Origin of the sequence: Proteus hauseri ATCC 700826 (genome assembly GCF_001654965.1) — a bacterium.
Taxonomy (GTDB): Bacteria; Pseudomonadota; Gammaproteobacteria; order Enterobacterales; family Enterobacteriaceae; genus Proteus; species Proteus hauseri.
Genome location: NZ_LXEV01000022.1, coordinates 51202 through 65480 on the forward strand (window position 1 = coordinate 51202; position 14279 = coordinate 65480).

17 protein-coding genes are annotated in these 14279 nt (G+C 33.9%); 7 read left to right on the forward strand and 10 right to left on the reverse strand.

Annotation, left to right across the window (positions count from 1 at the left end; translation table 11 throughout):
• Nucleotides 1-10: 10 nt before the first annotated feature.
• Both tus and M997_RS09380 read right to left on the reverse strand, forming a co-directional pair.
• Nucleotides 11-940, reverse strand: a complete 930-nt coding sequence (tus, locus tag M997_RS09375) for a DNA replication terminus site-binding protein (protein WP_064719860.1) — start codon at nt 938-940, stop codon at nt 11-13.
• A 455-nt stretch (nt 941-1395) separates the two neighbouring features.
• Nucleotides 1396-2673, reverse strand: a complete 1278-nt coding sequence (locus tag M997_RS09380) for an MFS transporter (protein ID WP_064719861.1) — start codon at nt 2671-2673, stop codon at nt 1396-1398.
• A 127-nt stretch (nt 2674-2800) separates the two neighbouring features.
• Here M997_RS09380 and M997_RS09385 point away from each other — a divergent pair, with 127 nt between their 5' ends.
• From M997_RS09385 to bioD, 3 genes are all read left to right on the forward strand, one after another.
• Nucleotides 2801-3715 (forward strand): LysR family transcriptional regulator, encoded by a 915-nt coding sequence (locus M997_RS09385; protein WP_064719862.1) that lies wholly within the window; start codon nt 2801-2803, stop codon nt 3713-3715.
• Nucleotides 3716-3843: 128 nt separating this feature from the next.
• The gene (mlc, locus tag M997_RS09390; RefSeq protein ID WP_064719863.1) at nt 3844-5055 is read left to right on the forward strand and encodes a sugar metabolism global transcriptional regulator Mlc; all 1212 of its coding nucleotides are present in this window, start codon (nt 3844-3846) and stop codon (nt 5053-5055) included.
• Between the two features lie 197 nt (nt 5056-5252).
• The gene (bioD, locus tag M997_RS09395) at nt 5253-5924 is read left to right on the forward strand and encodes a dethiobiotin synthase (RefSeq protein ID WP_064719864.1); all 672 of its coding nucleotides are present in this window, start codon (nt 5253-5255) and stop codon (nt 5922-5924) included.
• Nucleotides 5925-6252: 328 nt separating this feature from the next.
• On the opposite strand, the gene M997_RS09400 is transcribed toward bioD, so the two are convergent.
• The 4 genes from M997_RS09400 to osmB all read right to left on the reverse strand — a co-directional run bounded on the left by M997_RS09400 (nt 6253) and on the right by osmB (nt 8393).
• On the reverse strand, nt 6253-6489 hold the full coding sequence (locus M997_RS09400; protein WP_064719865.1) for a DUF1161 domain-containing protein: 237 nt from the start codon (nt 6487-6489) through the stop codon (nt 6253-6255).
• Nucleotides 6490-6540: 51 nt separating this feature from the next.
• The gene (locus M997_RS09405) at nt 6541-6897 is read right to left on the reverse strand and encodes a DUF1283 family protein (RefSeq protein ID WP_064719866.1); all 357 of its coding nucleotides are present in this window, start codon (nt 6895-6897) and stop codon (nt 6541-6543) included.
• Between the two features lie 101 nt (nt 6898-6998).
• Nucleotides 6999-7748: a bifunctional NADP-dependent 3-hydroxy acid dehydrogenase/3-hydroxypropionate dehydrogenase YdfG gene (gene ydfG, locus M997_RS09410; protein WP_064719867.1), complete on the reverse strand. Its 750-nt coding sequence runs from the start codon at nt 7746-7748 to the stop codon at nt 6999-7001.
• Between the two features lie 423 nt (nt 7749-8171).
• The gene (gene osmB / locus M997_RS09415) at nt 8172-8393 is read right to left on the reverse strand and encodes an osmotically-inducible lipoprotein OsmB (protein ID WP_064719868.1); all 222 of its coding nucleotides are present in this window, start codon (nt 8391-8393) and stop codon (nt 8172-8174) included.
• Nucleotides 8394-8619: 226 nt separating this feature from the next.
• Here osmB and M997_RS17470 point away from each other — a divergent pair, with 226 nt between their 5' ends.
• Nucleotides 8620-9210 (forward strand): SLAC1 family transporter, encoded by a 591-nt coding sequence (locus M997_RS17470; RefSeq protein ID WP_064719869.1) that lies wholly within the window; start codon nt 8620-8622, stop codon nt 9208-9210.
• 20 nt (nt 9211-9230) lie between these two features.
• Nucleotides 9231-9545, forward strand: a complete 315-nt coding sequence (locus tag M997_RS17475; protein ID WP_156510818.1) for an SRPBCC family protein — start codon at nt 9231-9233, stop codon at nt 9543-9545.
• A gap of 143 nt (nt 9546-9688) precedes the next feature.
• On the opposite strand, the gene M997_RS09430 is transcribed toward M997_RS17475, so the two are convergent.
• Complete coding sequence (locus M997_RS09430; RefSeq protein ID WP_064719871.1) at nt 9689-10387, reverse strand: ArsR/SmtB family transcription factor; 699 nt, start codon at nt 10385-10387, stop codon at nt 9689-9691.
• A gap of 165 nt (nt 10388-10552) precedes the next feature.
• Nucleotides 10553-11023 (reverse strand): DMT family transporter, encoded by a 471-nt coding sequence (locus tag M997_RS09435; RefSeq protein WP_064719872.1) that lies wholly within the window; start codon nt 11021-11023, stop codon nt 10553-10555.
• Nucleotides 11024-11126: 103 nt separating this feature from the next.
• Between M997_RS09435 and M997_RS09440 the strand changes: the two genes are divergently transcribed.
• A complete protein-coding gene (locus M997_RS09440) occupies nt 11127-12035 on the forward strand; it encodes a LysR family transcriptional regulator (protein WP_064719873.1) in 909 nt (302 codons plus the stop codon).
• A 77-nt stretch (nt 12036-12112) separates the two neighbouring features.
• On the opposite strand, the gene add is transcribed toward M997_RS09440, so the two are convergent.
• Complete coding sequence (gene add, locus M997_RS09445) at nt 12113-13126, reverse strand: adenosine deaminase (protein WP_064719874.1); 1014 nt, start codon at nt 13124-13126, stop codon at nt 12113-12115.
• Between the two features lie 133 nt (nt 13127-13259).
• Here add and M997_RS09450 point away from each other — a divergent pair, with 133 nt between their 5' ends.
• Complete coding sequence (locus M997_RS09450; RefSeq protein ID WP_064719875.1) at nt 13260-13931, forward strand: Crp/Fnr family transcriptional regulator; 672 nt, start codon at nt 13260-13262, stop codon at nt 13929-13931.
• A 100-nt stretch (nt 13932-14031) separates the two neighbouring features.
• Here the strand turns inward: M997_RS09450 and M997_RS09455 are convergent, their stop codons facing one another.
• Nucleotides 14032-14268: a hypothetical protein gene (locus M997_RS09455; RefSeq protein ID WP_064719876.1), complete on the reverse strand. Its 237-nt coding sequence runs from the start codon at nt 14266-14268 to the stop codon at nt 14032-14034.
• Nucleotides 14269-14279 lie beyond the last annotated feature (11 nt).

Sequence of the window (14279 nt, forward strand, 5' to 3'; positions counted from 1 at the left end):
TATTGGCTCTCTATTTTTCAAGATATAAATGCATCCTTGGAATAATAAGTTCTAAACTTTTTGCTTTAGGGCGATGACGGATTTGAATGTTATCCACATCGTAATCTGAAAGCTCACCGATAACAGGTTTAAAATCTTGCTCTTTATCGATGTAAAATACCAATAAAGGTAGAGGGCAGGCATATTGAACCTGTTTTTGAATTTCTGAATACCAAACTCTGGCAATAGGTTGCACTTTTACTGGCCGTTTTATTTTTAATTTTGCAGTTTCGGGTAACTGAGAAAGAGTAATAATCTCTTTATCAAGTCGTTCAGCCCATTGCTCGCTGGTATAAGGTGGAACAGCGCGATTGGCTTCACGGCTTTTTCCTAATTGAGCGAGTATTTCATTACGGGTTAAATTCTTAATAATATTCTTATTTGCCCAACCAAAACGAACGGTATCAGGATCAGAAAGTAGGGTGAGGGTACGATAGGCATTCAATGTAATTAATCCTTTTAATTGATTATGAACAAAATCAAATCGTTCTTCCTTAGAAATGCCAGACTCTTTTGTCACAATTAAAGATAACTGCTTTTTAAGTGTATTAATACGCTTAACCACGGCATCAACCGCTTTAAACTCCTTGTTACTGGTGCTAAAACAAAGAGCTCCAGGTAAACGAACGGCTCGTTTGCTGCTAATATGTGGGGCATTATCGTAAATAAATAAATTCGCAATTAGTTTTAAGGCTAATTCAAGTGCTTGTTCATTATAAGAGGGAGATACTGTTATTTGCGTGATTTCATCATGTTCTTCATCTTTGCTCACATCGGGTAATTCGAAAACAGCAGAAGGTAATAAAGTTAGCGTTTTAAGATGTTGATTTAAAATATTTATCTCATCTTCTAATTGTTTAAAGCAGTGATTAAATTGCGCTATCAAATCATACTTACTCATTATTCTTACCCTTATTAGTTACAACATACAATTAGTCTTAATTCCAAATATTACATTAGCCACAGAGTTAAGTACATCGCTTAATAGGGGGAAAATTGAAATAAAAGCCGCATACTGTATATATATACAGTATTGGGTAAAAAGGGCATTTTCCTCATCATATTTCTTACGGTTATGCTTGTTTGGTTGTTTTTAGTTCTATTTTGGTTTGTTTTATCATCAGATTATTGGTGTGGGCATTTGTTTACTATATATTTCCCACGACCTAGTTTCGATAATGACAGTTTTCTTCTAAAATTAGAGAAAAAGAAGTAAGCCAAAAGAAGGGTCGTGCGATAAAAGTTTGATAATAGGCATGTCGGTTATTCTTATAGATATAAACATGGTCTACTATTTAAAAATAGTAATGCAAATTAGCAATTGTATTATCAGTCGCTATTTATCTTTTAGATAAATCATTGGGCCACTTTATCCAGATGAAATGCAATTAATAGTGCAGCTGACATTAAAAATGCAATAAATAATCCCACACCAAGCCAACCAAAGTTAACCCAAAATACGCCACCTAAAGTGCCCGCTAAACTAGAGCCTGCATAATAAGTAAATAAATATAACGATGATGCTTGAGCTCGTCCTCTTTTAGCTCGACGTCCAACCCAGCTACTAGCGACTGCATGTGCAGCAAAAAAACCCGTGGTAAGAATAAGCATCCCAATAAAAATGACAGGTAATAATTCTACTAATGTAATCAGTATTCCAACTAACATCATAGTAATACCGGCAATAAACACTTTACCTAAACCATATTTAGTTGTTAATAATCCAGCTTTAGAAGCGCTATAAGTACCACTAAGATAAACCAGAGAAATTAAACCAACAGTAGTTTGGCTTAAGGAATAAGGAGCATCTAATAAACGATAACCAATATAGTTAAATAAAGTGACAAAGCCGCCCATTAATAACCCGCCTTCAATAAACAGTAAAGGCAAACCTTTATCTCTAAAATGTAATTTAGTGGTGATAAGTAAGTTACGTGGTTTTAATGTTGAAGGCCTAAAATGCTGCGACGCAGGTAATATTCTCCAAAATATAATGGCAGCTAACAGTGCAAAAATTCCTAAAATAACAACAGATAAACGCCAAGAATAATAATCACTTAGTACTCCTGTTATTACCCGACCGCTCATTCCACCAATTGAATTACCACTAATATATAAACCCATCGATAGCGCTAAATAAGCAGGATGAATTTCTTCACTTAAATATGTCATTGCTACCGCAGCAACGCCACTTAAGGAAAGACCAACTAGTGCACGAGTGATCAAAATACCTGTCCAGCTATTCATGGTGGCACTTAATAAAGTAAAGAATGCAGCACAAAAAAGCGCGATCACCATGACATTTTTGCGACCAAAAGCATCAGATAAAGGTCCTGTGATTAATAGTCCACATGCCATTAATGCAGTGGATAATGAAAGGGCAAGGCTACTTGTTGCTGGGCTTATTGAAAATTCATCAGATAACACAGGCAAAATAGGTTGAACAAAATAGAGCAAGGCAAATGTCGCTAGGCCGACCATAAAAAATGACACTGTCACTTTTATATAAAGTGCATCGTCTCGTTGAATATAATGTTTAGGGTTAACAGAGTGAGAGGACTCTTCTTTCAGTGCATTTAGTGGTATATCCGCATCTAGCTTTATACTTTTTCTACCTATTTCTTGCGTATCCATATTAATTTAGCGTCCATTAGTTAAATTTGATTTGTATCAATGTTAGAAATATTTGATTTTTTTGTCTAATATATTAATCATTAAGAATAATATTTTTAAAGTATCATTGATTGTATGATGAGGGATTGTGAATATTGAACTTAGGCATTTGCGTTATTTTATTGCTGTAGCTGAAGAACTACATTTTGGTAAAGCTGCTGAACGATTAAATATTTCTCAGCCACCTTTAAGTCAACAAATACAAGCGCTTGAAAATGAAATTGGCGCGAGATTGCTTGAAAGAACAAATCGTTCAGTTTCTTTAACACCCGCAGGACAAATGTTTTTAAAGGAGTCTTATCAAGTCTTAGCGCAAGTTAATGCTGCCGCAATGCGAGCATCTCGAATGGAAAAAGGTGAGTTGGGTGAAATTTCGATAGGATTTACGTCGACGACTCCGTTTATGCATTTAGTGACATTAAGTTTACGTCAATTTAGAGAAAACTATCCTGAAGTTGGTATTCATATGCATCAAATGAATACAAAACAACAAATTCCACCGTTGGTCACAGGCCGTATTGATTTAGGTATTATGCGAAATACGGTGTTGCCCGATACCTTACACCACCAGCTATTGTTTCGTGAACCTTTTATTTTGGCTGTGTATGAAGGCCATCCTCTATTGGCTTATAAAGAAACGGGCGTGAATATTCATGATATTGGCCAATATCCCTTTGTCTTTTTTGAACGTGATGTCGGTACTGCGCTTTATGATGAAATAATTCAACTGCTTAGTTTATCGGGGATCACGCCAACAATAGCTCAAGAGGCTGGGGAAGCAATGACTATTCTTGGGTTAGTTGCCGCAGGATTAGGAATATCAATTGTAACTGAATCATTTACACGGATGAAAGTTGATGGTGTGCATTACTTGCGTTTTGCAAACTCTCAGGCATTTTCTGAGGTTTGGTTAGTCTCTCATAAACAAAGAACAATTCCTGCTGCCGCAAATAGATTGACACAATTATTATTGAAAAATATCTTTGATTATCAAAAATCTTGATCCGCCAGTGTTTTAGAATCTGATTTTTATGTAGTATTGTACAACAATCACAAGTTAGCGACATAATCGATAAAAAGATTTATTTGGAGCTGTGAATTAATTAAGGCTTCTATTAAGGATGACATATAATGGGGAACCAACCTAGCCATATTGATCACGTAAAACAATTTAATCTGGGAGCTGTCTTCCGGTTAATTGATGAGCATGGTCCAATTTCTCGGATTTCCCTTTCTAAAAAAGCTGAGCTCGCACCTGCAAGTATTACTAAAATTACCCGGGAATTAGTAGAAGCACATCTTATTCATGAAACAGAATTTTCTGGCCTAGGTTTTCGTGGCAGGCCCGCTGTTGGATTAAAACTAGAGAGCAACGGGTGGCATTTTCTTTGTATTCGTATCAATGATGGTAATTTGTTATTTAGCTTACGTGAATTAGATAGTAATTTAGTCGTTGAGGATACCTTTGATTTTCCTAAAAGTTACAGTGAAGATTTCCTACATCATTTCTTAAGTGCAATAGATAAATTTTTTGAACGTTATCAATCATATGTTGAGCGTTTAACAGCAATTAGTATCACTATGAATGCAATTGTTGACCCAATAAGCGGTATTATTCATAGTTCACCTTATTATTGTGTTAAAGATATTCCTCTCGCTGAACAAATCCATAAAAAAACAGGTGTTTCTGTTTTTTTACAGCATAATGTAACCGCATGGACAATGGCTGAATCACTTTATGGTGCAGCTAAAAAAACAACTGATGTTTTACAAATCGTTATCGATGATATCGTTGGTGCTGGGGTGATCACCAGCGGAAGAACGCTACATTCTAATAGTCACAGTGCAGTAGAAATTGGCCACACAAAAGTTATCGATTCTCAAAATAGCTGTTATTGCGGTGCAAAAGGGTGTTTAGAAACGGAAATAGCCCTTCCTTATTTGCTGAAAAAGGCACAAGCCTTAGCGACAAAAAATCCAGATTCGTTGTTAAACCGTTATCCTATTACTGTTGAATCGTTGTGCGATGCTATTTTAGTGGGTGATACACAAGCAATAGAGATTATTAACTTAGTTGCTGATCGCTTAGGTTTTATTCTTGCGGTTATGGTAAATACCTTTAATCCTCATAAAATATTAATTGGTTCGCCACTTTGCCGAGCTAAGTCAATATTCTTTCCCTTACTTCTTCGTAATATTCAAAATCATGTATTACCTCGTTATGCACAAACATTAATTATTGAAGAAACTGAGCTTCGTAATAAAGGTACGCTACCTGCAGCTGCATTAGTGAAAGAAGCTTTATATAACGGTTCTTTGTTAATTGAATTAATGCAAGGATAAAATAAGCATAATAGAACGTAAAAAAAGTGTTTTGCATCTGTAAATATGACAATTGATCATGACGGAATTCTCTATTTTATAGCAATTAACCAAAAAATTGAGCTATCTCAAGCCACAAGAAACGGTGTTACCCTAAACTCTAATCTCTGTCATTTTTTGTGAACCTGATTTTATCTGTCATAACGGAAGTAAATTATATGTTAACACGTTTGTTTGTTACGGGGACAGATACCAACGTAGGTAAAACTGTTGTAACCCGAGCACTTCTTCAATCATTAAATCGCAGCGGGTCAACAGCAGTGGGTTTTAAACCTATCGCAACCGAATCACATGAAACGGTAGAGGGTGAGCGTAATCGTGATGCACAGATTATTCATAACTCTTCACCTGTTGAAGTTCGCTACGACGAAATTAATCCTATTTTGCTAGAGAACTGTTATTTAAGTAAAAATGAAATTGATTTTAATCAGATTTCAAATGAATTAAATAAATTAAGCCAAAAAGCAGAATGTGTTGTTATTGAAGGCAATGGTGGTTGGCGCTATTTGCTTGATGATACAACTTTTTATTCTGAATGGGTCGTTAAAGAGCAAATACCTGTTATATTGGTTGTTGGTATTCAACCTGGTTGTGTTAACCACTCAATTTTAACGGCACAATCTATTGCAAACGATGGCTTAAAATTAGTTGGTTGGGTTGCTAATAGAATTAACCCAGGATTACCTTATTATGCGAAAATTGTTGAAAGATTATCACAGCATATTCAAGCGCCGCTAATTGGTGAAATCCCTTATTTGTTACGTCCTGAAGAAAGAGACCTTTCTTGTTATCTTGATTTAAGTCAGCTAGAAATTGCTCAACCAGCTTAAATTAATAGATAAGATTAAATTCAATAATATTGAATAGCATATTACTAGCTATAAAGAATTTATAAAGAAATAAGTAGTTGGGTAGGTATGCGTAAATTGTTCCGCTGAACTTTACGATAACTTGCTACGTTTTAAACGCCTAATGAAGAAACACATTGGGTGTTTTTATTTTTTAGCTTATATAAAATGACAGCAAATTGTAATTGCAATGCACAGAAAGCATTAGTAGATTTAGAATCAATAGGTTCGCTATAGATTTAATTGCTGAAAAGGGCGCAAGAAAATTTGCGCCCTTTGTTATTTTATATAGTCATAAAAATCTTAATGATTAATGACGAGTGTAAATGATCTTTTTAGAGTCATTTTCACAAGTACCTACGACTTTACCTTCAGTCTGTGCAACTTGATCATTTTCTACTACAACTAGTGTAAAGTTAGCAGCAGGTACACCATTGTTTACAATTTTTTGTTGAATGGCATCAACAACTTCATCACAACCTGCATTAGCAGCTAATGGTGCAAATGCAAACATTGATACCATGGCAGCAAATAGATATTTTTTCATATTAATCACTCCTTGTTTTATTGCAAAACATCATTGTTTCGCAGATTTAGTTTATGGGTTAACTGGACGGCCTGTATTGCTATCTAAGCAGCGTCTTGTCTCTGATTCCCAATATGCATAGATATTGGCACTTTTCAAACATGCATCACGTTCATCAATTGCTTTATCTAGCTTATTAAATTCGATTTTTTCACGCTCATTAACTTGAGAACGAAGGTCTCGTTTTTGATCCCAATCTTCTTTTAATTGTCTTGCTTGCTCTTTATCTAAAGAGTTTTCATAGCCATTGCCATTGATGGTGACATTTGTTGAGGCAACAGAAGAAAAAGAAGACACTGATAAACCAAAGAATAAAGAGAGGAACAATAAAGTCCCAGTTACTTTTTTCTTGGTAAAAATATTTATCATGATTGATATCCTCTAAAAATAAATGCGGCTACAGTGTCAATGACTATTCTATACTAATAATTATATCTGATTTCTTAACAGAAAATGAATTTTCAGTGCGCTTAGTTTTGTCGATGAACACTTAATCCAGCAAAAGACTGGCTTACTGGCATCATTTCTAATGTATTAATATTAACATGAGCGGGTAATGTAGCAGTCCAATAAACGGCTTCTGCGATATCTTCTGGTGTTAATGCGTTTGCACCAGAATAAGTTTGCTCAACTTTATTGGCATCACCTTTAAAGCGAACTAATGAAAATTCTGTACCGCCCACAAGGCCTGGTTCAATATCAGTTACACGAACTTTCTTGCCCTGAAGATCTGCGCGCAATCCTAAGCTAAATTGTTTAACAAAAGCCTTTGTTGCACCATAAACATTCCCCCCCATATAAGGCCAAGATGCAGCGGTTGAACTAATATTAATAATATGACCTTGGTTTTTCTCTACCATTAAAGGCAAAATTGCGCGAGTGACATGAACTAGACCTTTGTTATTAGTATCGATCATGATATCCCAATCATCAAGACTGGCTTTATCAGCAGTATTTAAGCCTAACGCTAAACCCGCGTTATTAACTAATACATCTATAGATTGCCATTTTTCCGGTAGATGTGAATAGATTTCAGCCACAGCTTTTTTATCAGTAACATCGAGTTGTAAAGGATAAAATTGCTCGCCAAGCTCTTTATGCAAATGTTTTAATTTATCAAGACGACGCGCAGTACCAATGACTTTATGACCATGACTAATAAAGTGGCGAGCGATAGCTTCACCAAAACCAGCAGAAGCACCCGTAATAAATATAATCATTTAATTACCCTCAATCGTTATAATAATGAAAGTAGAAAGGTATCGATAAAAAGAGTCAAGTTGAAAAAAATGCTTTGCAATAAATCAGTCTAAAAATAGGGTTCTTTACTAATGAAAAATATTTTTATCTTCAATATTAAGATATTGATCTGTTTTTAACTGGGAAATAAATAGGTTTTTTTACTTGATATTTATGAACTCTAAATTTACTGCGTAGAAATATCATCATAATAAAGAGATAACTTATCGCGACGATAGCAATTGTAGGCGATAAAAGAAAGCAGAAGTAACATAAGAGTAATGTTGCAAAAATACGGATTAAATCACTAAATGAATTATATAGTTTCCACATCATTTAATAGTTCGATGCTGGGTTTATAGTGATATAAACCCAGCATAACACAAGAAAAATGGAAAATAGGGTTATTTTTTACCGACTTGATGACCGATAACACCACCTAATACACCACCACCGATAGTACCTAAAGCGCTACCATCAGTTAAAATAGCGCCACCCACTGCGCCTGCACCAGCACCAATTGCTGTATTACGATCACGTTTGCTCATATTAGAGCAACCGGTTATAGAGAAAAGAACTACAAAAACGACGATAAGTGAACTCAACTTTTTTGCCATGATATTCATTTTTATAAACTCCAAAACAAAGGACAATATAACGATATATCTATCGTATTATTACTGGCATCAGAATAATCGGGAAGCAAAGGGTGAAAGAATCTTAAAATGACAACAATAAACATATATTTTAAATGCACTTTATCAAAATAATTTTGATAAATTGTATTATTATTTGATATTAAATTATCTAGTAACTGCTTTTTATAATCATAATTAGGGTGAAAATAGCAATATGATCTTAATAAATAAAATAAAATCCCTTTCGGCACAATTTACCTCAAGTTATTTTGGTGTTGTGTTGGGTATGATTGGAACAGGCATGGCATGGCGATATGCGGCTCAAGAGCATGGCTATCCTTTTTATATTGGCGAAGGGTTTATTGGCATTGGCTGTGCTATTTGGCTGGCTTTAGTACTGTTTTTTCTTGTTAAATTTATCGGCAATAAACAAAGTATTATTGATGAGTTAAAACATCCTGTCGCCGGCGGATTTTTTAGTTTATTGCCTGCTACGACCGTTTTAGTTGCGATAGGATTAAATCCATATTTTTCTATTATGCCATTAATCCTTTTTAGTGTAGGGGCTATTGCACAGTTATTTTATGCCTGCTGGTTAGTTGGCTATCAGTGGAAAGGTGAATATCCTAAAGCGGCCACAACACCCGTTTTATATTTACCAACAGTCGCTAATAACTTCATCTGTGCTATGGCATGTGGTGTATTTGGTTTAAATGATTTGGGGATCCTCTTTTTTGGTGCAGGTGTGTTTTCTTGGTTAAGTTTAGAACCTGCAATATTAAAAAGAGTTACAAAAAGGTTTTGAGCGATTGCGGTAGAATAGTTTTGGGGTTTACCGCAATTATTGAAGTGATAAACGATCATAAATTTATTGAACATACCAAAGATAGTTTTTCCATTATATTTACAGTAACAGCCAAAGTGCCATATCAACGATGGGAATTTGATATGGAAAATGACAATATCAAAGGTCATTGGATTGGTGTTTTTACTTCTGATAATGGCGTCACTGAAATCGACTTTACTGAAGTTGTGGTATCTAAAAAGATTTTATTAAAACCCTTTATGAAGTGGTATTTGAAGAAAAGACAAAAAGCTTATATTCGAGATCTAGAAAAAGCATTGGCGAAAGAGCTTTAATTTAAAAAGAACTAACATAATCAACCAGCCCAAATTAGAGATTTTAGTGCTTATCTCTATTTAGATATCAAGGTTCGCATAATGTATATTATGTTAAATTGAATATGACGGAGGACTAATAAAGATGTTGTTAATCCAGTTAACTACACGATATCGAAATGCTTGGCAAATATCTTATGCCCTTTTGCACTAATCGTAATTTCTCTATGACCTGGATGCCTTATAAGCCAACCTTGTTTTTCAGCGTGCATAAAAAAAAGCACTCCAACTTGTCCACCTAAATGAAAACGGCGTTCACTCCAATCTAAACATGGACAACAAATTTTTCTTGAGTTATTGAATTCAAAATTGAGGCCCATCTTTTTAAACTCTTCTAAACCTAACACTGTAATTTCTAATCCATTTTCTGTGATCCATTTTTTTTTGCAAAGTGAATCATAAATACTAACCGCAATTTCACCGGCTAAATGGTTATAACAGGTTCTCGATTTTCTAAGATTTAATGGTGTTGTAATTTTGGCTTTTGAGATATTACTTACAGATAATCCCATAATGCTTTCAATAACACTGGCAACTCTTTCATTAGCAAGTCGAAAATAACGATACTTTCCTTGTGAAATTACGGTAATTAACTGATTGTTCACTAATTTAGTTAAATGACTACTTGTGGTTGATGCAGATATTTCCGCTACTATGCTTAGCTCAGTCGCTGTCCATGCTCTTCCGTCCATTAAAGCACATAGTATTTTAACTCTAGAACTATCAGAAATAGCTGCTCCAATAGCAGCTATATAAGATTCTAATGTAGATTCATGTGTTATTTCTAAATTTAACTTTGTCATTTATAATTCTCCATGGCTCTATACCCTATATAAATTAAATAATAGAAATATTAAGGATTTCTAGTCCATCAATTTTAACCAACTGATTGTAAAGCAATAATTGGCAGTAATATTATGTGAATATTCTTGAGTTATATTTTACCAACATGTTTTTGTTTTAAAATATTATTTCCTTGAAAATTGGACGCATAAAACACCCAAAATAACTAACCCAATACCAAAAATCTTGCTTAATGGAATTGAGCTTTGGTTCATACCAAACCAACCAAATTGCTCTATAAGCGCTGAAATAATCAATTGCCCAGCAATAACCATAACAAAAAAGGTCGTACTGCCGATTTTAGGGACTAAAATTAATGCAGAAGTAAGGTACAGCATACCAGCAATACCACCAAACCAGATCCATATTGGTTGACTAAAAATTTCTACACTAAAATTAGGTCTTGGTACTTTAAAAATAAATAGTAACGGAATTAAAACCATAATGCTGACTAATAATGATATTGCACTTGCCCATAATGGATGGCCTAATTGGCGTGCTAAGATAGCATTGCTTGCGGCTTGAATTGGAACAACTGCACCTGCAAGTAGTGCAAATATTGCGAGTAAAATCCCTGATAATGAAAGAGTTGACATAAAAACCTCACGATTAATGTTTTATCAATAATGATTTAGCATCATATTAGTGAGCGGTCTCAACATTGGGAAATGAACAATTTTATAAGGTGGTATTCGTAGCGTGAATAACTTAAGAAAATTAGATTTAAATCAAATGGTTACTTTGTTCTTTTTGTTAAGAGAACGTCATGTTAGCAGAGCTGCGGAGCTACTACATAAAAGTCAGCCAGCGGTTAGCCACTCCTTAAATCATCTTAGAGAATTGTTTCAAGACCCCCTTCTTATTCGTCATAATGGCCAATATCAATTAACAAGCAAGGCCGAATCATTATATCAGCCATTAGCTCAAGCATTAATACAGCTAGATGGCATTATTGAGCAGCAAGATTTTAAACCTATTCATTGCCAGCGACGATTTAATATTGCGATGTCAGATTATGGTGCGGCTCTTATTTCCATAAAATTAATTCATTATTTATGTACATATGCACCAGATGTGGATATTAAAATATGGCATTGCAGTCGAGAAGAAATGCAAAGTAAATTACATGAAGGAAGTTTAGACCTTGCATTTGGAGTATTTAACTCATTAGATTATACACTGCGCTCTCAGTCGATATTTACGGATAAGTTAGTCAGTGTTATGGATAAATCGGTTTATCCTAAATTAACGATTAGCTTAACTGATTGGCTTTCATACCCTCATATATTAGTTAGTATGAAACCTTTCGATGCCAATGAAATTGATCATCACCTTCAATTAATTAATCAACAGCGCCGTATCGCTATTACAGTACCTTATTGGCAGATAGCCCCTCAATTATTAGAGAAGACTAATCTTATTCTTACAATAGCGCAAAAAGCGATCCCTAAAGATATGATTGAAAATTTTTCTATTTTTAAACCTCCTTTTGATATTCCAGCCTTAGAATTTCAAATGATATGGCATCAGCGCAGTGATAATGACAGCGCATTAAACTGGTTAAGAGAAACTATTATTAACCTTTTAAAAGATGAAACTAAAGAGTAGCAATAATCTCATTATATCAATAACGATATGGGCTAATTTATCAAGCTGTATCGTTTTTAATATCTATTTCACTTCAACTACTTTCCATTACGGATCTTGCTGATTAAGCTAATTTTTAGCTCTTTAGAAATAAAACTTGCTTCAATTGCGTCTATATTACATTGTTGGAAATCCTCTTTATTCCAACCAAAAACATCATGTAGTAGTTGATATTCTTTATTTAATGTTGTATTTGCTACAGTTCTAGCATCAGTATTAATATTTAATTTAACACCCTTCTTTTTTAATTTATCGACAGAATGTTGTTCTATCGTATTGTATACATTGCAGATAATATTACAGCTAGGACAAACCTCTAATAAAATATTATTATTTTTAAGTTTTTCAATAACGGTCATATCTTCAATACTTCTTACACCATGACCAATACGCGTTACTTGCAGTTTATCTAATGTTTCACTTACGCTTTCAGCGCCTTTCGCTTCACCTGCATGAGCAATAAGGTTACTACCTGCTTTTTTTACATAATCAAAAGCGGCAATATGATTTGCTAACGAAAAATGTGCTTCGTCTGCGGCTAAATCAAGGGCAACAACACCTTTATGTTGATAATCGACCACTAATTTAGCTGTTTGCATACTTTGTGCTTTATTAAAATGGCGAAGCGTACAAAGAATCAATCTTGCTTGAATTTCTTGTTTTTGAGCAGATGCGTTCATTGCATTAATAACAATTTCAACGACCTCTTTTGCTGTTAAGCCGTTTTTTGTGTGTAATAAAGGCGCAAATCTTAATTCAGCATAAATAACGTTATCAGCTTTAAATTGATGGAAAAGATCATCAACAGCTAATGTTATTGCTGTTTTAGTTTGTAAAATATCAATTTGTGGTGTGATCTTACTTAAAAAATCACCTAAATCAAAACATTGTTCAGTAGCGACAAAGGTGCGATTAAATTCAGCTAAATCCATATCAGGATAAATCTGTTTAACATAAAAATAGCTCAAAGAAGTATCTAAATGTACATGTAGTTCAACTTTAGGCCATATAGTGGGATTAAAGGCTTCAACATCATTAAGTAAGTGTTTCATTATATTCTTCTCTAAGATGAAATTTAAATCACTCTACCAAGGTAAAAAGACTAGAAAAAGGACATATGCCCTATTATCAAAATGGTATTATCGGTAATATTTAATCTAAGATAATTGGGCATAGAGCAACAGCATGGAAATAATCAATGAGAAAAAAACACGAGATAATTTTATAAGAAAGCACGAGCTAGATTTGTGTTTTTCTGATGATCTCTTATTTTCATTAAGATTAATTAAAATTAATGCAGGAGAATATTTACTCACTCAAAATAGTCAGATGACTCATTTATATTGTCTGGTTGAAGGGAAATTACAAGTTGAGCGATATGAAATAAACGGCAACCGCATTATATTTTCATTTGAAGAGGCATTTTCTGTTATTGGTGATTTAGAATTATTTTTAGATAATCAGCAAGTAAACTTCGGTGCAGTACAAGCAATAACCCCCTGCTATTTATTAACCTTACCACTTAATATCGTGCAACAAAAAGCATTACATAACACTGAGTTTCTGACGTTTATTTGTCGCCAGCTGAGTAAAAAACTTTATCATTCATCAATATTACATTCTCAGTCACACTATTGCGTTGAATTTAAACTACGTCGATATCTACTTTTTAAAACACAGCAAAATGGATTATCTTTTCACTTAGAAAAAAGAGATGCCCTTTCTGCTATGTTAGGTGTTTCAACTAGGCAATTAAATCGAGCATTAACCTATTTAGTTTCCATAAATATTATTACGCTAAAGAACAAATCAATAACGATATTGGATAGTGAAAAACTTGCTGAAATAAAAGAATAAAATAGGTTTAATGTATTAAATAGCAATAAACCTATTTTCTAATATTGATAGATTATGCTGCTATGAATAAACAGCTTTTTTATCTAATATAGCGAGGGTTTTAATAGCTATGTGAATAGTTTTTATATCTATAACCTTGAGACTTCATACATTCTGTAATAAGCTCGTTTTTTTCGTTAGAATTTACTTTTGCAATCCCAATATCAAACTTACATTTCGCTAATGTATTTTGAGAGTCATCATAAGGCACCCCCTCTTTATACCAACCAGGGCCAACAACACAGCTGGATAATATTAATACGGCTAAAATAACAGTAAATATCTTAAAAATTTTCATTGTATACACTT